This is a genomic window from Clostridium sp. UBA7339 (genome assembly GCF_002470865.1).
Classification (GTDB): Bacteria; Bacillota; Clostridia; order Clostridiales; family Clostridiaceae; genus Clostridium_J; species Clostridium_J sulfidigenes.
Genome location: NZ_DKPI01000012.1, coordinates 447,737 through 470,776 on the forward strand (window position 1 = coordinate 447,737; position 23,040 = coordinate 470,776).

The 23,040-nt window shown below is 30.9% G+C and carries 21 protein-coding genes; 20 read left to right on the forward strand and 1 reads right to left on the reverse strand.

Annotated features, from left to right (window positions below):
* Positions 1-50: 50 nt before the first annotated feature.
* The 20 genes from B2S02_RS13885 (at position 51) to B2S02_RS13980 (ending at position 20,496) form a co-directional block, all read left to right on the forward strand.
* The gene (locus B2S02_RS13885; RefSeq protein ID WP_346876920.1) at positions 51-854 is read left to right on the forward strand and encodes a polysaccharide deacetylase family protein; all 804 of its coding nucleotides are present in this window, start codon (positions 51-53) and stop codon (positions 852-854) included.
* A gap of 222 nt (positions 855-1,076) precedes the next feature.
* Positions 1,077-1,748 carry a GntR family transcriptional regulator gene (locus B2S02_RS13890; protein WP_346846615.1) on the forward strand — a complete coding sequence of 224 codons (672 nt, stop codon included), beginning with the start codon at positions 1,077-1,079 and terminating at the stop codon, positions 1,746-1,748.
* A gap of 242 nt (positions 1,749-1,990) precedes the next feature.
* The gene (citD, locus tag B2S02_RS13895) at positions 1,991-2,275 is read left to right on the forward strand and encodes a citrate lyase acyl carrier protein (RefSeq protein ID WP_346876919.1); all 285 of its coding nucleotides are present in this window, start codon (positions 1,991-1,993) and stop codon (positions 2,273-2,275) included.
* 12 nt (positions 2,276-2,287) lie between these two features.
* Positions 2,288-3,196 (forward strand): aldolase/citrate lyase family protein, encoded by a 909-nt coding sequence (locus B2S02_RS13900; protein ID WP_150842466.1) that lies wholly within the window; start codon positions 2,288-2,290, stop codon positions 3,194-3,196.
* Positions 3,189-4,739 carry a citrate lyase subunit alpha gene (citF, locus tag B2S02_RS13905; RefSeq protein ID WP_346920898.1) on the forward strand — a complete coding sequence of 517 codons (1,551 nt, stop codon included), beginning with the start codon at positions 3,189-3,191 and terminating at the stop codon, positions 4,737-4,739. Before B2S02_RS13900 ends, citF begins: the two co-directional genes overlap by 8 nt.
* A 118-nt stretch (positions 4,740-4,857) precedes the next feature.
* A complete protein-coding gene (gene citS, locus B2S02_RS13910; protein WP_346876918.1) occupies positions 4,858-6,204 on the forward strand; it encodes a citrate/sodium symporter CitS in 1,347 nt (448 codons plus the stop codon).
* Between the two features lie 110 nt (positions 6,205-6,314).
* Entirely contained in the window at positions 6,315-6,518 is a 204-nt protein-coding gene (locus tag B2S02_RS13915; protein ID WP_150842468.1) for a hypothetical protein, read from the forward strand.
* A 39-nt stretch (positions 6,519-6,557) separates the two neighbouring features.
* The gene (gene citC, locus B2S02_RS13920; protein ID WP_346876917.1) at positions 6,558-7,595 is read left to right on the forward strand and encodes a [citrate (pro-3S)-lyase] ligase; all 1,038 of its coding nucleotides are present in this window, start codon (positions 6,558-6,560) and stop codon (positions 7,593-7,595) included.
* Between the two features lie 123 nt (positions 7,596-7,718).
* Positions 7,719-9,098, forward strand: coding sequence for a triphosphoribosyl-dephospho-CoA synthase CitG (gene citG, locus B2S02_RS13925; RefSeq protein ID WP_346920899.1), 1,380 nt, complete (start codon positions 7,719-7,721; stop codon positions 9,096-9,098).
* A gap of 314 nt (positions 9,099-9,412) precedes the next feature.
* Positions 9,413-9,889 carry an NAD(P)H-dependent oxidoreductase subunit E gene (locus B2S02_RS13930; RefSeq protein WP_346846622.1) on the forward strand — a complete coding sequence of 159 codons (477 nt, stop codon included), beginning with the start codon at positions 9,413-9,415 and terminating at the stop codon, positions 9,887-9,889.
* Position 9,890: 1 nt separating this feature from the next.
* Positions 9,891-11,765, forward strand: a complete 1,875-nt coding sequence (gene nuoF / locus B2S02_RS13935; protein WP_346876915.1) for an NADH-quinone oxidoreductase subunit NuoF — start codon at positions 9,891-9,893, stop codon at positions 11,763-11,765.
* A 4-nt stretch (positions 11,766-11,769) separates the two neighbouring features.
* Positions 11,770-13,458 carry a [FeFe] hydrogenase, group A gene (locus B2S02_RS13940; RefSeq protein ID WP_346846624.1) on the forward strand — a complete coding sequence of 563 codons (1,689 nt, stop codon included), beginning with the start codon at positions 11,770-11,772 and terminating at the stop codon, positions 13,456-13,458.
* A 5-nt stretch (positions 13,459-13,463) separates the two neighbouring features.
* Positions 13,464-13,712, forward strand: coding sequence for a (2Fe-2S) ferredoxin domain-containing protein (locus B2S02_RS13945; protein WP_035133546.1), 249 nt, complete (start codon positions 13,464-13,466; stop codon positions 13,710-13,712).
* A 230-nt stretch (positions 13,713-13,942) separates the two neighbouring features.
* Entirely contained in the window at positions 13,943-14,365 is a 423-nt protein-coding gene (locus B2S02_RS13950) for a hypothetical protein (protein ID WP_346846625.1), read from the forward strand.
* Positions 14,366-14,482: 117 nt separating this feature from the next.
* Positions 14,483-16,348: a molecular chaperone HtpG gene (htpG, locus tag B2S02_RS13955; protein WP_346846626.1), complete on the forward strand. Its 1,866-nt coding sequence runs from the start codon at positions 14,483-14,485 to the stop codon at positions 16,346-16,348.
* A 117-nt stretch (positions 16,349-16,465) separates the two neighbouring features.
* On the forward strand, positions 16,466-17,122 hold the full coding sequence (locus B2S02_RS13960; RefSeq protein ID WP_346846627.1) for a response regulator transcription factor: 657 nt from the start codon (positions 16,466-16,468) through the stop codon (positions 17,120-17,122).
* Complete coding sequence (locus B2S02_RS13965) at positions 17,122-18,561, forward strand: HAMP domain-containing sensor histidine kinase (protein ID WP_346846628.1); 1,440 nt, start codon at positions 17,122-17,124, stop codon at positions 18,559-18,561. The genes B2S02_RS13960 and B2S02_RS13965 overlap by 1 nt, the downstream gene beginning before the upstream one ends.
* A 117-nt stretch (positions 18,562-18,678) precedes the next feature.
* Entirely contained in the window at positions 18,679-19,089 is a 411-nt protein-coding gene (locus B2S02_RS13970; RefSeq protein WP_346846629.1) for a hypothetical protein, read from the forward strand.
* 153 nt (positions 19,090-19,242) lie between these two features.
* On the forward strand, positions 19,243-19,986 hold the full coding sequence (locus B2S02_RS13975) for an NAD(P)H-dependent oxidoreductase (protein WP_346846630.1): 744 nt from the start codon (positions 19,243-19,245) through the stop codon (positions 19,984-19,986).
* Positions 19,987-20,145: 159 nt separating this feature from the next.
* Positions 20,146-20,496: a hypothetical protein gene (locus tag B2S02_RS13980; RefSeq protein WP_346846631.1), complete on the forward strand. Its 351-nt coding sequence runs from the start codon at positions 20,146-20,148 to the stop codon at positions 20,494-20,496.
* Between the two features lie 121 nt (positions 20,497-20,617).
* Here the strand turns inward: B2S02_RS13980 and B2S02_RS13985 are convergent, their stop codons facing one another.
* Positions 20,618-22,774, reverse strand: a complete 2,157-nt coding sequence (locus tag B2S02_RS13985; protein WP_346920900.1) for a C25 family cysteine peptidase — start codon at positions 22,772-22,774, stop codon at positions 20,618-20,620.
* Positions 22,775-23,040: the final 266 nt, after the last annotated feature.

The window sequence follows — 23,040 nt, forward strand, 5'->3', positions numbered from 1 at the left end:
AGCACAATATATATTAAGATAATTAACTATTTATATAAGGAGGATTAGTAATGAAGAAATTAAAATATTCTTCTGTGGTTGTACTTATACTTATATGTATATTTTGTACTTTCAATTTAGCATTAGCTGAAGACAATAGGGAATGTACTGACAAGGAATACTTAAAAAAAATAGTATATCTAACTTTTGATGATGGACCTACCAATAATACTTTAAAGATACTGAAGATTTTAGAAGAAGAAAATGTTAAAGCTACATTTTTTGTTATAGGAGAGCTAGCTAAAGAAAATTCTGATATATTAAAGCAAGTTGAAGGACAAGGGCATGAAATATGTATACACACTTATAATCATAAGAACTGCATCTATTCAAGTAAGGAAGAATATTTAGAAGATTATGACAAAGCTAATAAAGCTATCACAGATGTCCTTGGTCATGAACCTTCAAAATTCATGAGAATGCCTGGAGGGTCTAGCACTACCATTGGAGATAAGGGAACTGTTAGAGCTATTAGAAATGAATTATGTGATGAGGGATTGTACTATGTGGATTGGAATATATCTATTGAGGATGCTCTTTCTACAAATGTGCCTGTAGAAAAACTTTTATCTACCTTTAAAAAGGAGCTTAAAAAAACTTTTATAGATCCCAATACTGCTATAGTACTCATGCACGATGGGGCCTCAAATTCTACAACACCTAAGGCGCTTCCTTATATAATAAAATATTTTAAGGATAATGACTACGAATTTAAGAATTTTGGAGATATATCTGAGGAAGAATTATCTCACCTTTTGAATCAAAGACAGATTAATAAATATAATCAACCAAAGCAAACGGATACTTCAAATTAAGAATCTAATCCTTTAAAAATAATAATTACTTTATATGCATAAGTATTATACTTGATTTAATTTGACAAAGGGTTAAAGGTATGTAATATTTATGTATATAATTAATATTTTTGTATAGTTAAAATATTAATTGGAATGATTTTATTTGTAATGAAAATTTATAATTAAAATAAAGTATGTGTAGTATAGTCACAAATTATTTTATTAAGGATGTAGATATTTATGAGTAGTATTTTAAAGAATTTAGATGATGGAAAAGAAAAATCTATAAGAGAAATAGTTCTTAAAGATCTTCGAACAGCTATATTTACAGGAGATATAAACCCGGGAGATAGATTGATAGAAAATAATATTGCTACAGCTATGGGGGTCAGTAGAACCCCAGTTAGAGAGGCACTAAGACAGTTAGAAAGTGAAGGCTTGGCTGTGAATATCCCTAGAAAAGGCACTATAGTCAAGGGGATTTGTATTGAGGATGCTATAGAGATATATGATATTCGCGAAGTTTTAGAGGGCCTTGCAGTAAGGGGAGCATGTATGCATATTTCTCGAATTGAAATAAGAGAATTGAGAGAAATCATAGAAAATATGAAAAAACTTATTGATACTAATGAAGAAAAGGAATATGTAGAAGTTCACAATAGATTTAATAAAATAATTTTAGATGCTTGTCATAATAAAAGGCTAATATCACAAATGGAATATATATATGAATACTTACAGAGCCTAAGAAAGATTAGTTTAATGACAAAAGAAAGGAAATTAGATGCACTTAAAGAGCATATAGAAATTGTAGATGCTATAGAAGCTGGAGATGAGCAACTTGCTGAAGAAAGAGCAAGAGATCATGTTACGCGTGCTAAAAAATCTTTTCAAAATGCAGTGGTTAAATAGTAGTTTATAAACCATTACCTATAAAACATAAAGAATTGTTAATACTAAAACTGTATTAACAATTCTTTTTTTTATGCTTTGTAGCAAGGTTGAAATTACGAAAATTTTTAAAAAAATATTTAATTTTCTATTGATTTTTATAAATTAATTGTATACACTATAAACAAGATGTATACAAAAAGTATTTAAAGTATGAAAAGGGATACAAAACTATTGAATATTTTTAATCAGGAGGCGTAAATATGGAACTTAAAACAGTAGCTAGTGCTGGCACATTGGAATCCAGTGATATTCAAATTATAATTGAACCTTCAACTGCTGGAATAGAAATTACTCTAGAAAGTACTGTTAAAGCACAATTTGGAGAGGAAATAGAAGCAGTTATCAAAGAAACTCTTAAATCCTTGGGGGTAGAAAGTGCAAAGGTGTTTGCTAATGATAAAGGTGCAATCAACCCTGTAATAAAAAGTAGAGTTCAGACTGCAGTTCATAGATCAGCTGAAAACAAGGAATATAAATGGGTGTAAGGGGAGATTAAGATGAAACTAAGACGTTCGATGCTATTTGTTCCTGGAAATAATCCAGGAATCATAAGAGATGTACACATATACAAACCTGATTCAGTAATGTTTGACTTAGAAGATGCAATTGCTATATCAGAAAAGGATTCTGCAAGATTTTTAGTTCACAATATGTTAAAAAATCTAGGAGATTACTATAAAGAACTGGGTATAGAAACGGTGGTTCGTATCAATGGTTTAGATACAGAATTTTGGCAAGAAGATTTAGCAGCAATAGTTACAGGTGGGGTTGAAGTTGTAAGAATTCCTAAAACTGAAACTGTAGAAGATGTTATGACTGTAGATAGAGAAATAGAAAAAATAGAGAAGGCTTGTGGAAGAGAAATTGGTTCAACAAAGATAATGGTAGCCATTGAATCGGCTTTAGGAGTTATGCATGCCTTTGAAATAGCAAAATCTCCAACTAAAAGGTTAATAGGTATGGCTTTAAGTGGTGAGGATTTTGTAACTAGTATGAAGACAACGAGAACTCCAGAGGGAGATGAGCTTTATGTGGCAAGAGGAATGATTGCTATGGCAGGAAGAGCTTGTGGACTTGAAGTGTTAGATACCGTTTATTCAGATGTAAATAACGATGAAGGATTCCTAAAAGAAGCTAATCTTATTAAGAGAATGGGATTCGGCGGTAAGTCATTAATTCACCCAAGACAAGTGGAGCTTATACACAGTGTATATACTCCTAGTGAAAAAGAAATAGTTAAAGCTAAAAAGATAGTCGATGCTACAGCAGAAGCTTTACGTGAAAATAAGGGAGTATTTACTGTAGACGGTAAAATGGTAGATAAACCAATTATAGAGAGAGCTCAAAGAGTTTTAGAACTTGCTAAAGCAGCGGGGGTTTTAGTTGGAGGTGAAGATAATGAATAATAGAATAAGCAAAGAATTATTAAATAGCATACCGGGATATGAGAATAGAAAGGTTTATGAAACTCCCTTTATTAATCAACCAAAGGGAACTATGGTTGAAAGAGATGGTGAAAATTTAAAAGAGCAAGTAAAGAGAACTAAAGTAGTAGAATCTATAAGAGTTGCTATAGAAAAATGTGAAATTAAAGATGGGATGACTATTTCTTTCCATCATCACTTTAGAGCTGGAGATAAGCTTTTAATGATGGTAGTAGATACATTGGCAGAAATGGGTATTAAAAATTTAAGAGTAGCATCAAGTTCTTTAACAAGTGCTCATGATGGACTTGTAGCACATATAGAAAATGGTGTTGTAAATAGAATTGAAAGCAGTGGTCTTAGAGGAAAACTTGCAGCTGCAATATCTGAAGGAATTTTAGATAAGCATCCAGCAGTTATTCGTTCTCATGGTGGAAGAGCTAGGGCTATTGTAGAAGGAGATTTGAAAATAGATGTAGCATTTATAGCAGCTCCATCTGCTGACTGCATGGGAAATGCCAACGGTGTAAAAGGAAAATCCATATGTGGATCTTTGGGTTATGCAAAGGTAGATGCAGAGTATGCTAATAAGGTAGTTGTAGTAACAGATACTTTAGTTGATTATCCCAACTTCCCACAGAGCATTCCACAAACTAAAGTTGACTATGTAGTTGTAGTTGATGAAATTGGTGATTCAAAGGGGATAATGTCTGGAGCAACTAGATTTACATCAAATCCTAAAGAGCTTTTAATGGCAAAAAGAGTACTTGATGTAATGCTTGCATCTGGAAGATTTGTAGATGGATTTTCTATGCAAACAGGTAGTGGTGGAGCATCTCTAGCAGTTACTCGTTTTGTTAAAGAAGAATTAAAGAAAAGAGATATTAAATTAAGTTATGCCCTAGGTGGAATTACAGGACCTATGGTAGATCTTTTAGAAGAGGGACTTTGTGATACACTATTTGATGTCCAATGCTTTGATTTAAAGGCTGCAGAGTCCATTGGAAAAAATGAAAAACATATAGAAGTTAGTGCAGATTTTTATGCTAATCCATTTAATAAATCAGCTGCAGTTAACAAATTAGATTTTGTTGTCCTAAGTGCATTAGAAATAGATACTGATTTTAATGTTAATGTTATTTCTGGCTCTGATGGAGTTATTAGAGCAGCATCAGGTGGACATAGTGACACAGCAGCTAATGCTGAAATATCAATTTTAGTAGCACCTCTTACAAGAGGAAGAATTGCAACTATAATTGAAAAAGTAACTACTATTGTTACTCCAGGTAGTACAGTAGATGTAGTTGTTACAGATTATGGTGTAACTGTAAATCCAAGAAGACAAGATTTAATCAACAAGTTTAAGAAGGCAGGCCTTCCATTAATAACTATGGAAGAATTAAGAAAAATTGCTGTTAAGCTAATAGGAGTTCCTAAGGAATTAGAGTTTTCTGATGATGTAGTAGCAGTAATAGAATACAGAGATGGAAGTATTATAGACGTAGTTAAAAAGCTTAAAAAGTAAGCTAGATATTATCTTTGATTTGAAAGGTTTAAACAAATAACTTGTTAACCCTATTAGGACTTACTAAAAGTAAGGCCTAGTAATGAAATTATACAATTTAATTTTAGGAGGATTAATTATGCCAGAAAATCTTATTGAAGAAAAAAAAGGTCCCTTTAAAGTATACGGCATGCCGTGGTACATTTTTGCAGGAGTTGCAGTAGTAGTTTTCTTTGCAGCAATCAAAGGTTTTTTACCTAAAAACTCTGTAGGTGCCTTTGCACTATTATACTCAGTAGGTATCCTATTTGCTATGATTGGAGATAGGATTCCAATATGGAAAGAGTATGTTGGAGGAGGTCCAATTCTTGCTTTCCTAGGATCTGCAGCGTTGGTTTACTATGGGATAATACCAGAAGCAAGTGTTGAAGCTGTAAAAATATTCATGGATACCGCAGATTTCTTAGACTTATTTATAGCAGTACTTATAACAGGATCAATATTATCAGTTAATAGGAAGCTACTTATGAAAGCTTTCCTTGGATATATTCCAGCAATATTGGGTGGAGTAATTGCAGCATTTGTATTAGGAGCTTTAGGTGGAGCTATATTTGGTATTCCTATGTCAGAAATAGCTACTAAGTATGTACTTCCAATAATGGGTGGTGGTACTGGAGCAGGAGCAATTCCAATGAGTGAAATTTACTCAAGTGTTACTGGTGGGGATCCAGCAGCATGGTTATCCTTTGCTCTATCAATTCTTACAATAGCTAATATTATAGCTATAATAGCAGCGTCAGTATTAAATAAATTGGGTGAAACTAAAGCTGGAGCTAAATTTAATGGACATGGTGAATTAATAAGAAATGCAGAAGATATATCTAAATTAGAAGAAACTAGAGTAGTTAAAGTTACAGCTAGAGAAGTTGCAGCAGGACTAATTCTTGCCTGTGCATTTTATGTACTTGGAAATATTTTATCAAAAACTTTAATTATACCGGAATTTACGTTAATGGGAATCAATGTTAAAATTGATATTCATAGATTTGCGTGGATGGTTATTTTAGTAGCTATAGCTAATGTAGCTAATATAATTCCATTAGAATTAAAAGAAGGAGCTAAAAAGCTTCAAGGATTTTTCTCTAAACAATTCTTACTAGTAGTAATGGTTGGAGTTGGTATAGCTATGACAGATCTTGGAGAGCTTATAGCAGCATTCAATATAGCTAACGTTGTTATAGCAGGCCTAATAGTCTTAGGAGCAATTCTTGGATCGGGAATTGTAGGATGGTTAGTAGGATTCTACCCAATAGAGACAGCAATTTCAGCTGGATTATGTATGGCAAACCGTGGAGGTTCAGGAGACGTTGCGGTTCTTACAGCAGCAAAACGTATGGATTTAATGTCCTTTGCACAAATTTCTTCTCGTCTTGGTGGAGGAATAATGCTGATATTAGCAAGTATAGCCTTTGGTATGTTCTTCTAAAATCAGATTTTGAAAATAAATATAAAAAGAGTGTTGCTGTCAACACTCTTTTTATATTATGATACAATGTAAGTATCCTATAGTTATAAACTTATAATGGAGTGAAAGATATGAGTAAAAAGAAAAATAGAAAAACAAATAAAGAAATTTTACAAGAAGCTCATGCAGAAGGAATGTTTAGTGAAGCAGAAGAAATATCTAAAGGAAAAAAGAAATATGAATTTAAAAGTGGATTTGATGCTGTGTTTTCAGTAATTATTGTAATTATTGCATTACTAATAATATCCTTTGTAAGAAGATACTTTAACTTATAAAATTAAGATAGGATGTAATTTATTAAATGAGGTGAAGAAATGTATTATAACACTCAAAAAATAAATCTTAATTCTAAAATAGAAGTAAATAGGGTTGAGGAATTTTTAAGGGGATTTGCCCTTAAATATGAAGATGTAGATTATACTTTAATAATAGAGGAAGAGGGAGAAATAATAGCTACCTGTTCTAAGAAAAATAATATCGTTAAATGTTTTGCCGTAAGCGAGGAGCATCAAGGTCAAGGTATATCAAATATACTTATTACTGATATTACTAATAAACTCTTTGAAGAAGACATATACCATAACTTTATTTTTACAAAGCCTTCGAATAATTTTCTGTTTCAAGGACTTGGATATAAGGTAATTGTTGATACGGATAAAGTTAGTTTATTGGAAGCTGGAAATAAAAATATCCATAGTGAGTTGAAAAATATAAAGAAGAGTTATGAATTAAAGGAAGAAGAGCAATATGCTGCGTTAATTATGAACTGTAATCCTTTTACATTAGGACATAAATATATAGTTAAGAAAGCAGCTATGGATAATAAAAATGTTATAATTTTTGTGGTAGAAGAAGAGAAGTCCTCATTTCCATTCCAAGTTAGATTTCAACTAATAAAAGATGGAGTTAAGGAATTTAATAATGTAACTGTAATACCTGGTGGGAATTATATTATATCATCAGCTACTTTTCCAAATTATTTTTTAAGAAAAGATGACGACATTTTAAAAGAATATACTAAAATAGATGGAAACGTCTTTGGAAAATATTTTTGTAAGGAACTAAATATAACTAAAAGATATGTAGGAAGTGAACCTTACTGCAATGTTACCAATACTTATAATGAAACTTTAAGAGAAGTATTGCCTAAGTACGGTGTGGAAGTTGAAATTATAGAGAGATGCGAGATAGAAAATAAAGCTATAAGTGCGTCTAGAGTTAGAGAATTACTTAAAGAAGATAGACTAGAAGAAGTAAGGGAGTTAGTCCCATTAACTACCTATGAATTTTTAACAAGCAGCCTAGGGAAAGATATTATAGAGAAGCTTAAACTTAGAGATTTGCCTCATTAAAATAATAAATATTTCCTATGACAAAAATTGAAGGCTAATTAATAGACAATATAAACATTTAATTTTATCATAGTAAGGAAGGGGAAAAGTGATAGGATAATTATTGCCTATCCTTACATTAATATGGACTATACAGAAATAGATGAATTTTTAAATCATAGAGAAAAGAGAGTATTATATCAAGAACAACTTCTGAGAAATACATCTGGTGGAGTTACTCTTGCCACTGTAAGAGTAAACTATCCTGGTATAAAAAAATCTAATTATATTACAGATAGAATTGCCAAGATAGTTTGTGAGGATATATATTTATTTCATAATAAAAATATAATTTGTAAAGAAATCTATAAGAATAAAGAAGGAGTTATAGGTCATTTCATTTTTAATACTGATAACATTGAAGTAAAAAAGCAACTTATATATATGGAAGAAAATCATATATTAGGCAGATGTGTAGACATAGATGTATATTATCTTGATGATAGTGATCCATTGATGCCGTCCTTGCGTGGAGTATCTAGAAGTGACATAGGCCTAGAACCTAGAAAATGTTTTTTATGTGAAGAAGAAGCTAGAATATGTTCTAGAAGTCAAAAGCATAGTATAGAGAGGATAAAAGAGTATTTTATTAGTAAGTATGAAGAATATACCTGCTATGTAGATAAAAGAGATAGATTGTCCTATGAGATATCTCAACTAGCCCTTAAATCAATGATTACAGAGGTATCAACTATGCCTTCTTATGGATTAGTTTCACCTGTTACAAAGGGGTCTCATAAAGATATGGATTACTATACATTTTTAGAGAGTTGTTTTGCCATAGCACCATTTATAAAGGAAATGGTAGAAGCGGGATATAGCTATGAAACTCCAAAAAATATTTTTAAAGCTATTAGAACTATTGGAATAAAATGTGAAGAGACTATGTTTAAAGTTACTAAAGGTATAAATACCCATAAAGGTATGATATTTTTAATAGGAGTAGTGGCTACTGCGCTAGGTAAAGCTCTATATGAGAAAATATCCTTCAATAAAGTTCAAATTATACTAAAGAATATGTGTGAAAATATATTGGATGATTTTAAAGATTTGCATAAAAAGAAAGACTTAACTCATGGAGAGGCTTTATATTTAAAATATGGCTTTGTTGGAATTAGAGGAGAAATTAAAAAAGGTCTTGAAAATATTTTCCAGGAAATAATACCCAAACATAAAAATTCTAATCTAAAAGGAAATGATTTGTATTCTGAAACATTGCTTATGTTGATTAGTAAAGTAGAAGATAGTACCATTGTGCATAGACAAAATATAGAAAAACTTCGTGAAGTTCAAAGACGTGCCTATGAAATTTTAAACTTGGGGGGCTTCAATAGCGAAGAAGGAATTAAAGCAGCCCATGACTTTGAAAAGCAGTGTATAGACGAAAATGTGAGTCCGGGAGGATCAGCGGACTTATTGGCATTAGTTATATTTTTGACAGAGTCTGAAAGGTTCTTTTCATAAACTTTAACTCGTTACAGATGTAAATTTTTAAAGTAGATATATTTAATTAACACAGGATGTTAAATATATCTACTTTATTTTATAATTTTTTCAAAAATACCTATGGAATATAGAGAATATATAATAATCATATATAGAAATTAATGTAAAATTAAAGTAAATATAAAAAATGCAGGAATAATAGTTTACATATTTAATATAATATATAGAAATTAATTAAAAAAATAATTATTTTTATGTATTGAAATATTTGAAAATTCAGTATAAAATGTAATAGTGATAATAATTTAACAAGCATTGTAGGGGGGAAAACAATGAATACATCCTTTAATTATGAAGAACTAGATGTTATATTAAAAAATCATGGATATAACCCTAGTAGTATAATTGCAATATTACAAGATACTCAGGAGATATATAGATATCTTCCAGAGGAAATATTTCCATATTTCTCTAAAAAATTAGGTATTAGCGAAGCAAAAATTTACAGCGTAGCTACATTCTATGAAAACTTTTCTTTAGAACCTAAAGGGAAATATGTAATAAAAATATGTGATGGAACAGCATGTCACGTAAGAAAATCTATACCAATATTAGAGAAGCTAAGAAGTGAATTGAATCTTTCAGAAAACAAAGTTACTACAGATGATTTAATGTTTACTGTGGAAACGGTTTCATGTCTTGGAGCCTGTGGTTTAGCACCAGCACTAACTGTTAATGACAAGGTTTATGGGGCTATTACTCCTGAGAAGGCAATAGAACTTTTAAATATGCTTAAGGAGGACAAATAATATGCTTCTTAATAGAGAGGATTTAATTAATATAAGAAATACCTATAAAGAAAGCTTTCACAACGAAAAGGTAAAAATTCTTGTATGTGGAGGTACTGGTTGTATAGCAGGTGGTTCATTAGAAATATACGATGAGTTTGTAAGACTAATGAAGGAAAAAGATATAAGATGCGAGGTTAAATTAGAAAAAGAATCTCATGAAAAATCTGTTGGAATTAAAAAAAGTGGTTGCCATGGATTCTGTGAGATGGGACCTCTAGTAAGAATTGAACCATGGGGATATTTATACATAAAGGTTAAGCCACAGGATTGTGAAGAAATTATAGATAAGACTATTGTTTTAGGTCAATGTGTAGATAGATTGGCTTATGAAAAGGATGGTAAGGTTTACAGAACTCAAGATGAAATACCTTTCTATAAAAAACAAACTAGATTGGCATTAGAACATTGTGGTCATATTGATTCTACATCTATAGAAGAATATTTTGCTATAGGTGGATACTCTGCTTTAGAAAAAGTACTATTTGATATGACTTCGGATGAAATTATAAAAGAAATCGATGATTCAAATTTAAGAGGCCGTGGTGGCGGTGGTTTCCCAACTGGCCGCAAGTGGGGTCAAGTAAAACGTCAACCTGAGGGTGAGAAGTACATTGTATGCAATGGTGATGAGGGAGATCCAGGTGCATTTATGGATAGAAGCATAATGGAAGGAGACCCACATAGAGTTATAGAGGGAATGATGATTGCAGCAGTAGCCTGTGGAGCACAGGAAGGATATATATATGTACGTGCAGAATATCCTCTTGCTGTTAGCAGATTAAAGAATGCTATAGAAGAAGCTAAAAAGTATGGAATATTAGGTGAGAACATTCTTGGTACAGGTTTTAGTATGGATATAAAAATCAATAAAGGAGCAGGTGCTTTTGTATGTGGAGAAGGAAGTGCACTAACAGCTTCTATTGAAGGAAAAAGGGGTATGCCTAGAGTTAAGCCACCAAGAACTGTAGAACAAGGATTGTTTGGAAAACCAACAGTGCTTAATAACGTAGAAACCTTTGCTAATGTACCTATAGTAATTGAAAATGGAGCAGATTGGTATAAAACCATGGGTCCAGAGAAGAATAATGGAACAAAAGCTTTTGCATTAACAGGAAACATCGAAAATACAGGACTTATTGAAGTTCCAATGGGTACAACCTTAAGAGAAATAATATTTGATATCGGTGGAGGAATAAGAGGAGGAGCAGAATTTAAAGCTGTACAAATTGGAGGTCCTTCAGGTGGTTGTTTAACAAAAGAACATTTAGATTTACCACTAGATTTTGATTCTTTAAAGAAAGCCGGAGCTATGATAGGTTCTGGTGGGCTAGTTGTAATGGATGAAAATACTTGTATGGTAGAAGTCGCTAGATTCTTTATGAACTTTACTCAAAATGAGTCTTGTGGTAAGTGTATACCATGCCGTGAAGGTACTAAGAGAATGCTTGAAATATTAGAGAGAATTGTAGCAGGTAAAGGTGAAATTGAAGATATTGATTTATTACTAGAACTTGCAGATACAATATCTTCTACAGCTTTATGTGGATTAGGAAAAACTGCAGCATTCCCAGTAGTAAGTACAATAAAGAATTTCCGTAGTGAGTATGAAGCGCATATTATTGATAAGAAATGTCCAACCAAGACATGTCAAAAACTTAAGACTATCTATATAGATGCAGACCTTTGCAAGGGTTGTTCAAAATGTTCAAGAATTTGTCCAGTAGGTGCCATTTCAGGTAAGGTTAAAGAACCTTTTGTAATTGATAAAAATAAATGTATTAAATGTGGTGCCTGTATTGAAGCTTGTGCCTTTAAAGCTATAAAGGAGGATTAATAGAATGAATGAACAATTTATGATTATAGATGACATCCCAGTGGAAATAAAGGGAGAAAAAAATATTTTAGAGGTTATTAGAAAAGCAGGAATAGATTTACCAACTTTATGCTACTACTCAGAGCTTTCTGTATATGGAGCTTGCCGTATGTGTATGGTAGAAAATAAGTGGGGTGGAATTGAAGCTGCATGTTCTACACCACCAAAAGCTGGTATGGAGATATATACTAATACACCTAGATTAAGAAAATATAGAAAGAATATATTAGAATTATTACTTTCAAATCATTGTAGAGATTGTACTACATGTGAGAAAAATGGACATTGTAAACTACAGGAGTTAGCACATCGATTTGGGATAAGACAAGTAAGATTTGACAATACAGCAGAAAAAAGCGAATTAGATACATCATCTTTATGTATAGTAAGAGATAAGAGTAAATGCATACTTTGTGGTGACTGTGTAAGAATGTGTAATGAAATTCAAAATGTAGGTGCCATTGACTTTATAAAAAGAGGAGCAGAGATGAGTGTAGGTACAGTTTTTGACAAACCTATAGCAGAATCAAACTGTGTAGGTTGTGGTCAGTGTGCAGCAGTATGTCCTACAGGAGCTATAGTAGTAAAAGATGATACACAAAAACTATGGAAAGATTTAAGTGATAAAAATACTAAGGTAGTAGTGCAAATAGCTCCAGCAGTAAGAGTTGGAATAAGTGAGGAGCTTGGACAAAAAGATGGAGAAAATGTAATGGGTAAAATCGTTGGAGCTTTAAAGAGAATGGGCTTTGATGAAGTATTTGATACATCTACTGGAGCTGATCTTACAGTACTGGAAGAAACAGGAGAATTTATTTCAAGATTAGAAAATAATGAAAGACTTCCGTTATTTACTTCTTGTTGTCCAGCTTGGGTTAACTATGTAGAAAGAACTTACCCAGAGATGATGAGTAATATCTCAACATGTAAATCTCCTATGCAGATGTTTGGTTCTGTTTTAAAAGAGCACTATAGTCATTCTAGTAAAAGAATAGTTAATGTAGCAATAATGCCTTGTACAGCTAAGAAATTTGAAGCTGATAGAGATGAATTTAAAGTTGATGGAGTTAAGGATGTAGATTATGTTATAACTACTCAAGAGCTTATAGCTATGATAAAGGAAGCCGGAATTGTATTTTCAGAGATAGAACCAGAAGCTGTAGACATGCCATTTGGTGTTAGTAGTGGAGCGGGAGTTATATTTGGAGTTACAGGTGGAGTTACAGAGGCTGTTTTAAGAAGAGTTTTAGATGACAAATCTGTATCTACACTAAGAACTATAGCATTTAATGGAGTAAGGGGAATGTCTGGTGTAAAGGAAACTAGTATTACAGTAAATGACAAGGAATTGAAAATTGCTGTAGTTAGTGGTCTTAAAAACGCTGATGACCTAGTGAAAAAGATAAAATCAGGAGAAGCACATTATGATTTTATTGAAGTAATGGCTTGCCCAGGTGGATGTGTAGGTGGAGCAGGACAACCATTTACTATGTTTGAAGGAAAGCAAAAACGTGGAGAAGGTTTATATGCAGCAGATAAGATGAGTAGCCTTAAACGTTCAGAAGAAAATCCAGTAATGATGTCTCTTTATTCAGGATTATTAAAGGGAAAAGTTCATAAGTTATTACATGTGAATTATAATAGAGGGGAGTAAACGCTGTGGTAAACTTAAGTGTTTGTATAGGTAGCGCCTGTCATGTAAAGGGATCTTATAATGTTATAAATGCTTTTCAACAGAGCATTGAAGAATATAATCTATCTGATAAAGTAGACTTAAAGGCAGTATTTTGTTTAGGTCATTGTTCTGATGCTGTATCTGTAAAAATTGATGACGGAGAAGTATTCAGTGTATCAGGCTTAACGGCAAAGAGTTTCTTTAAAAAAGAAGTATTACCAAGAGTAAAATAAGGTAATAAAACAAGCTAAATGTTAAATTAATATTGAGCCTACACTTATAATAAAGTGTAGGTTCAATATTTTGTAAGTTTTAGTGAGCTATTTTGAGAAGAAGCTCTATTTACTAATAGTAAATAAGTATAACTTCTAAAAAATCTCTGCAGTTGTTAATTAAAATCTATATATGTGATATAATGATGTGCATGTAAAACTTAAGAATTAATTAACAGGAGCTGATATAAATGTATGTATTATTTGGTGAAAATGTAATTCATAATGATGAGATGAAAGAAATAATAGAAAGTAAAACTGATTTTAAAGTAATTAAGGATATGACAAAGGGAACTAAAAGAGAAGATGTTCATGCCTTTTGCTTAAGTGTGAAAATCTCAATCTTAAATGAGATTATAGAAGAAGAATATGATGATTTTAATTTAAGTGAAATGGAAGAGGACGACATTTTTGATGAATATCTCAGTTTAGCAGAAGAGATGGCCTTAGATATGGAAGAGTTTATTCCAGAGGAAGCTATTATAGATGCAAAGGCCTATAAATGGGATCAATCAGATAAAGATATAAAAATTATTGTTATCATTGGAAATGACCAATTAGAAGAAAGAAAATTGAGAGATATAATGAAAAGATTACTAACTCAAGCAGAGTAAATGTGATATTTTTACAAAAAATTCACAATATATTCTTTATTTTATATAGAATTAGGTATAAAATATTTTATACGGTTGAGTATAAAATTTTATTATTTTTGTTTGGAGGAGATATATATGCTTAAAGAGAATGGAAACATTTCAATTCACACTGAAAATATAATGCCGATTATAAAAAAATGGCTATACTCTGATAAGGATATATTTATAAGGGAACTTATCAGTAATGGTTGCGACGCTATTAATAAATTAGAAAGACTAGTGACCTTTGGAGAAGCAACTGTGGAGAAGTCTAAATACGAAGTTACTGTATCCTTAAATAAAGATGAAAAAACTATAAAGTTTATAGATAACGGTATAGGAATGACTTCAGAGGAAGTAAAAAAATATATTAACCAAGTAGCTTTCTCAGGAGCTGAGGAGTTTTTATCTAAATATAAAGATAAGATTGATGAAGGAAAAGGCATAATTGGCCATTTCGGATTAGGGTTTTATTCAGCTTTTATGGTATCAGAAAAAGTTGAAATTGATACTTTATCTTATAAGGAGGGCGAAGAAGCTGTTAAGTGGATTTGTGAAGGCGGTACAGAATATGAAATTGAATCTTCTGAAAGAACTTCTAGAGGAACAACTGTTACTCTTTATATAAGTGAAGATAGCAATGAATTCTTAGATTATTATAAATTAAGGCAAATTATAAAAAAACATTGTAACTTCTTCCCTGTTGAGATTTATCTAATAGATGAGAATGAGAAAAAAGATGATAAGGATTCAGAGAAGGATATAGAAAAAACTCCTTTAAATGATACAAAACCATTATGGATGAAAGCTCCAAAGGATTGTACAGATGAAGAGTATAAAGAGTTCTATAGAAAAGTCTTCAATGAATATAATGATCCGCTATTTTGGATTCATATGAATGTAGACTATCCATTTAATTTAAAAGGGATATTGTACTTCCCTAAATTAAAACATGAATTTGAAGCTACAGAAGGAGAAGTGAAACTTTATAATAAGCAAGTTTTTGTGGCAGATAACATAAAAGAAGTTATTCCTGAGTTTTTACTTTTATTAAAGGGTGTTATTGATTGCGAAGACATTCCTTTAAATGTATCAAGAAGTTTTCTACAAAAGGACAGTAATGTATCAAAGGTTTCTAGACACATTGTAAATAAGGTAGCTGATAAACTTACATCTCTATTTAAAAATCATAGAGATGAGTACAATGACTTTTGGAAAGATATAAATATTTTTATTAAATATGGTTGTCTAAGAGATGAAAAATTCTATGACAAGGTTAAAGATATACTAATTTTCAAAACTACTAATGGAGACCATGTAACATTAAAACAATATCTAGAAAACAATAAGGAAAATCATGATAAAAAAGTTATTTATGTTAATGATGAAAAGCAACAGTCTCAATATATTAAAATGCTAAAAGACAATAACTTAGAAGCTGTGATTTTAAATACCACACTAGACAGTCATTTTATTACTTTAATGGAGAGTAAAGAGGAAGGAGTACAATTTAGTAGAATTGACTCTGACTTAACAGAAATATTAAAGGCTGATGCAATAGATGAAAGTCCTGAAGAGAACAAGGCTATAGAAGAGATATTTAAGAATTCTATAAATAAGGAACAACTAAAAATCTCTATAGAGCCTATTAAAACAGAGGAAGTTCCTGCTATGATTACTCTATCAGAACAGTCTAGAAGAATGGCTGAAATGAGTGCGATGTTTGGAGGAGGGGATATGTCAATGTTCCCTAAAGAAGAGACTTTAGTTGTAAATAGTTCAAATCCATTAATTAAAAAATTATTTAATTTATCTAAAGATGAAAATAAAAAAGACTTGGTTAATGATATTTGTAACCATGTGTATGACTTAGCTATGATAAGTCATGGACAATTAGGTGCTGATGAAATGTCTGATTTCATAAAAAGAAGCAATGATTTACTTGGAAGATTAATTAACTAGAGGTACCTAATAATTGTAATGATGAAGTGTATGTCCTAAAATAATTTGGGGACATACACTTTATTTTATACTATAATGGTATAAAATAAAAATGATATATTATATTAGGAGGTTTCAATGAAAATTTTAGTTGCTGATGATGATGAGAGAATTTTAAGACTTATTGCGGATTATTTAACTTTTAATAAATTTGAAGTAGTTACTGCAAAAGATGGTAAACTTGCTTTAGAGAACTTTGATGATACCATTGATTTAGTAATTTTAGATGTTATGATGCCTATTTATGATGGATGGATTGTATGTAAAGAGATTAGAAAGATATCAGAAGTACCTATAATTATATTAACGGCTAAAGATAGTGATTTAGATGAACTTTTTGCCTTTGATATAGGAGTGGACGACTATGTATCTAAACCATTTAACATAGCCCTATTACTTGCTAGAGTTAATAGACTTTTAAAAAGTAAAATTATTAAGGCGGGAAGCATTGTATTTAAAGGGATTGAAGTAAACGAAGAAAGTCACATGGTAAAAATAGACGGTAAGGAGAAAGAACTAAATCCGAAAGAATATGAACTATTGCTTTACTTTGTAAAAAATGTAAATAAAGTAATAAGTAGAGAAACGCTACTAAGAGTTATATGGGATGAAGATTACTTTGGTGATACTAGAACTGTAGATACTCATATAAGTCGGTTGAGAAATAAATTGGAAGATTATAATAAGTATCTAAAGACCATAAGGGGTTTTGGATATAAGTTTGGAGAAGTATGATGAAATCAATTAAATTAAAGTTATTTTCTGGTATAGTTCTCATATTCAGTATTTTTATCTTAGGGATTGCAACCTATGGAGTCACATATAAAGACTTTTTTCAAAGGGAAAAGTTAATGGAAATGAATGAAGTAATTGAAGAAATTAAAAACTATATAGATAAAGATTATGATAATAGAGTTGATGGGAAGTTAGAAGGACTTTCAGAGAAGTATAGTGTTCAAATAGATATAAAAGATGCACTAACATCAGAGAGCAGATTTTCTAGCCATAAAATGGGTAAAAATAATATGATGAATGGGCAGCATAGGTTTGAAGTTATAGAATTTATAGGTGAAAAAGAAGGAGTAAGTGAAACCATAACTCTTGATAGATCTACAGGTGTAGAGTTCTTAACTGCTGTAGGAAAAAATGTATATACTTACGAAATAACTGTTAAAACACCAATTACTGTTATTGATGATGCAGTAAATAAATCTATGAAGCTTTTATTTATGATAATGGTACCTGTTGGATTTATAGCACTTTTTATAACAGCATTATTTTCAAGACAATTTACTATGCCAGTAATAGAAATAACTAAAAAAACTAGAAAAATAGAAGAGCTAAGCTTTTGTGAGGATTTAAATATAAAGAGTATTGATGAAATAGGAATACTAGCTAAAAGTGTTAATAATTTATCCCATAAAATAGAAGAAACCTTAAAAAATCTAAAAGAAAAGAATTTAGAGTTAGAGACTATGATGAATAATGAAAAGAAAAATCAATTAGCTCGAAGGGAATTTGTGTCATCTGTATCTCATGAACTAAAAAGCCCTATAACTGTTATTTCAGGTTATATTCAAGCACTTCAAGAAGGTTTTATATCTTCAGAAGAGGATAGAAAATATTATTTAGATGTAATAGGTGGAGAAACAGAAAGATTAGGTATCATAGTCAATGATCTTTTAGATTTATATAAGCTAGAATCAAATACCTTTAAATTAAATAAAAAAGAAGTAAATATAAATAGTTTGATAAAAAAAACTCTAGAGAAAAATAAATTTAGATTCGAAGAAATGAACATAAATCTTAACTTTACGGAAGGTGAAAATATTACTATTATAGTGGATGAAGTTAGATTAGAGCAAGCAGTACAAAATTATATTAATAATGCCCTTAGCCATGTAGATGAAAATAAAATAATAGATATTAATCTAAAAGTAATTGAAGATAATTTAGTAATCTCTGTGTATAATAGTGGCAGTAACATTGAAGATGATAACCTTACTAGGATTTGGGAAGGGTTTATAAGGGTAGATAAGGTAAGAAACTATAAAGAAAAACGCCTAGGTTTAGGTTTAGCCATAGTGAAACAAATAGTAAATCTTCATGAGGGTACCTATGGGGTAAAGAATAGGAAGCATGGTGTGGAATTTTGGATAAGCTTAAGGTTATAAAAATGTATATTTATTTTAATCTAACTATTAGATTGTTGTAACATTAATGTAACATTCCTTTGTTATTATAAAGGTGTAAAGAAAATAAAAAATAATTAATGAAGGGAAGGATTTAATATGAAAAAATCAATGATAGCTTTAGCACTAGTAGGAGTAATTACCGCTTCGGGAGCAACTATGGCCTTTGCGGAGGAAAATTTAGGAGGAGCTTTTAGAAATGGTGGAGCTACACAGGTTCAAAGCTTAGTAGAAGAAGGAAAGACTTTAGAAGATGCAAAGAAAATTATGCTACAAGAGAAATATGAAAGAGTAGATGCTGCGGTAGAAAGAGGAACAATAACTGCAGAAAGAGGAGAAGAAATTAAAGCTGAAATGGCTGAAAATAGTGCTACTTGTGATGGGACTAGCATGAATAGAGAAAACAAGGAAGGCTATGGACTTAATCAAGGCTTAGGTAATGGTGCAGGTCAAGGTAGAGGAGCTGGCCAAGGAAAAGGTGCTGGTAGAGGAAATTGTATAAATAACTAAATTTATTATTTAGGTAGATAATATTATAGGAAGGATAGATATATTTATATAAGTATATCTACCTTCCTTTTTTCTATAATATTTCTTTACATTAGTTTGGATAGTTATGGTAAAATATTGTATATATACTACGACTATGAAGGAGATAATAATATGAAATGTGTAGTTATTCATGGTAGCCCAAGAAGAGGAAATACGTGGAATGTATTAACTCTAGTAAAGGAAGAAATGAGAAAAAGTTTAGACATAGAGTTTATTGATATTGAGCTAAGAAAAGAAAATCTTCCCCTATGTATAGGATGTTTTAATTGCATTTATAAGGGCGAAGATAAATGTCCTCACAAAGATATTATGAGTAAAATTATGAAAGAAATTAAAGAAGCAGAAGCACTAATAATTACTTCTCCTGTATACTCTATGCAAATAAGTGGATTACTAAAAAACTTTATAGATCATATGTCTTACAATTTCCATAGACCAAGTTTATTTACAAAGAAGGCTTTAATAATAACCACCACAGCTGGCGCAGGTCATAAGGATGCTGCAAACTATGTGAGAAGTGTTTTAAACTACTGGGGATTTAATCATGTTCAAACTTTACCAATTGCTTATAGAAGTAGGGAACTTACAGAGAAAAATAAAAAAAAGGTATTAGAGTGTGGAAAAAAATTTAGTGAGGAATTAAAATCTAAAAAGATTCATAAACCTTCCTTAAAATCAGTAGTTATGTTTAACCTTTGGAAAGCCATGTCAAAGGAGAAATATGAAGAAGGAAGTGCAGACTATGATTACTGGCATAGTGAAGATATGAGTAAAGGTGTATTCTCACCTAAAGTTCCTATTGGTATATTAAAAAAATTAATGGGAACAATTATTTATGGGTTAATGAATAAATAAGGTATGTATAAATATATAAAAAGTGGAAAATAATATATGAAAGATATAAGAATTTAGCTTGAACTATAACATGATAAGTACTATAATATGAATACATTATTTAATAATGTATTCATATTATAGTTATTAAATAAAAAATCCGCGGTTGGGGTGATGGTTTTGGATATAGAAATTGAAGATATACTTGTAAAGCTGTTAGAAGGTCAAACAAGACTTGAGACAGAAATTAATGGTGTTAAAAGTGAGATAAAGAAAAATTCAATAAAAATTGAAGCTATAGAAAAAAATATAGATATGATTGTAGAAGTACAAAGTTCACATAGGGAACAAAATGAAAGTTCATTTAAAAGCACAGATTTAATAATAGAAGAGAAGACAGACTTAATTGAGAAATCAATAAAAAACATTTCTAAAAATGTTAAAGAAGTAAAAGAAAGCATAGAAGTATTAAAGGACATGACAGGTAGACATGAAGTAGATATTAACATACTAAAACGAAGGCCGGTATAGATAAAAATTTAATGACTTCATTAATAACCATTTTATTAATTTAAGATAGTTATTTTTTATGGCTAAAATATAGATTAAATACTAAGGGGGTGCTACAAGCACCCCCTTATATATTATAGATTTAGTTAGCTATAGGATAACTTGCATTTAGGTTATATTTTGTAGAAGTACTATGAGCACCATTATATCCAACAACTTTAAGATAGTATGTGCCTAGTGTACGTGCTGAATAAGAAATGGATTCATTTGATGTTGAGCTTTTAGTAGAAGAGGCTACTCTTTTTCCTGATGAGTTATAGAGGTATAAGTCATAGTCATATGGTAGATTTGTTAATGTTGCAGAGATAACACCAGATTTGTTAGTTGTTACTTTATAATAATCAACGTCTGTATTTGAATATATATATGAACTATAATCTACACCACTATTTATAGTATATGCTTGGGAAGTAGAATCGTTTGGTTCATATGGGTCTGCTGGTTCTTCTGGATCTGTAGGGTCTGTTGGATTTGTAGAGTCTGGTAGGATTTGTATAGATGGGTCACCGAATAATGTCCAAGTGTTGAAGGTTAACAAATCACTGCTTGTACCGTTATCTAGCATTCTAGTTTCACCAGAGTAACACAAGCCGCCTAGTGACACCCTACTGTTGTTGCAAAGTAAGTCAATTATTCCGTCTTGACCATTCATAGGAGGTATCCAAGGTTGATTTACTGTTGACATTAATGTTCCTATTGCACCTATTGGGTTTCCGTTACTATTCTTTGAGCGAAGCCAAGTTTCTGCAAAACAAGTACCGCTTTGGAATTTACCACTTACACAAGAAACACTTATAATAAAAGGAAGTTGTCCTGGGTTTTGAAGATTTTTTATATTGGTATTGCTGAAGCCTGTTGTTACCCAGTAATTTTCAGCACCGTGTCCACAATAATTTATTATACCTCTGCCTTGGTTTAGACTATTAGTAACAGAAGAAGCTGATGCACCTGGATCGTATATACTATCCACTTGAGTATAACCTGCATTTAGAAGTTTACTCTTTATACTATCCATTTGTTGTATATCTGTTTCTCCAGAACCTTCATCTGATGCTATACCAACGCCTTTTTTAAACCATGCAGCTGTATTATAACCATTTTGTTCAAACTCAATAGATCTTTGTACTTGAGTTTCAACATCTGCAATACTTTCTGCAGAAAAACGGCCTACATATATGTCAGGATAATCATCTGAACCTGCAACCTTTGTATAAGTAGGATCAGAAACCCCTGTAGAGTAAGTAGGAGAGGATACATGTGCATAGTCACCTACAAGAAGTACATAAGTTAATTCAGGGTGTTGATTGTAATAGTTTTGTATATAGTTTTTTATTTCAGTTGGATTATTAGATGATGATACTGTAGACATATTTACTAATGTAGTGTTTATTCCTCTGGAGTTTTTCCAATTAATAAAGGAATTCATAGCACTACTAAACTGATCATAGGATATGATAAGCATAGAGCCTGTCTCTGAAGGATTATTCATTAAACGATGAGTAGGAGTTTTTAAATTACTGTAGTTAATAAATGTGTTTGAATAAGCAGGTTCGAAATCAGAAGTGGTTTTATTAGACCTTGAAGTGGTAAGTGAATTTACTGATGATTTACCATCTGTTATTATTTCTACAGTTACAGATTTATAAACTCTTAAAGTTTCATTTTTAGGTTTATATTGAAATGCATTTAGTGTAATAGTTGTCCCTCTTAATTCTCTCATTATGAAAGGTTCACTAAAAGAAACTAATTCTGAAGGATAAAAGTTTTTATTTTTATATTCCTTACCTAACTTATAAGGTATATCTTCAGGATTTTTATCCCTTGTTATAGAACCTTTTGATGGAGCTATAGGGATGTTTTTATAGTCTTTATATTCTGATGATATAACGTTCAACTTAACGTCGGCATCATTTGGTATAACTATATTTCTGCATATGCGAGGAAGTTCAGGAGCCCCTTCTTCAAGAGGTAAGCTAGTACCCTCACAATTAATATTATAGTAAGATTTATTGTTAATGTTTACTAAGTCTTTACTAAAATTATTAATATCAAATTTTACAACTGTATGGTGAGAATCAGACTCTAACACAGTAACACTAACATCTTCAGTGCTATTTGAGTTACCATCATTGTCAAGACTAGAAGTGGTTCTAGTATTAAATACGAAGAAACATTGAGTAACTAAAAATGTCAGTAGAAATAAAAATACTGATAGTTTTGATTTAAACAATTTTTTCATACATTCCCTCCTAAAAATTAGAATTTAATAGAGATAAAATAAATAGAAAATTATCTAAATAGTACATCCCTCCTTTTAAATTATTATAATTGTAACTTATGATATGAAGTGTGTTTTGTCTATATAGATAACAACTAAAATATGAAATTATTAAAGTTGTTTATCTCAAATATAATATTATGAAAAATTATAATTTTAATATGGGGTTTGAAAATTAATTATGTGACAATAGATAAATCATATTATATAAAATTGGATGAATAATT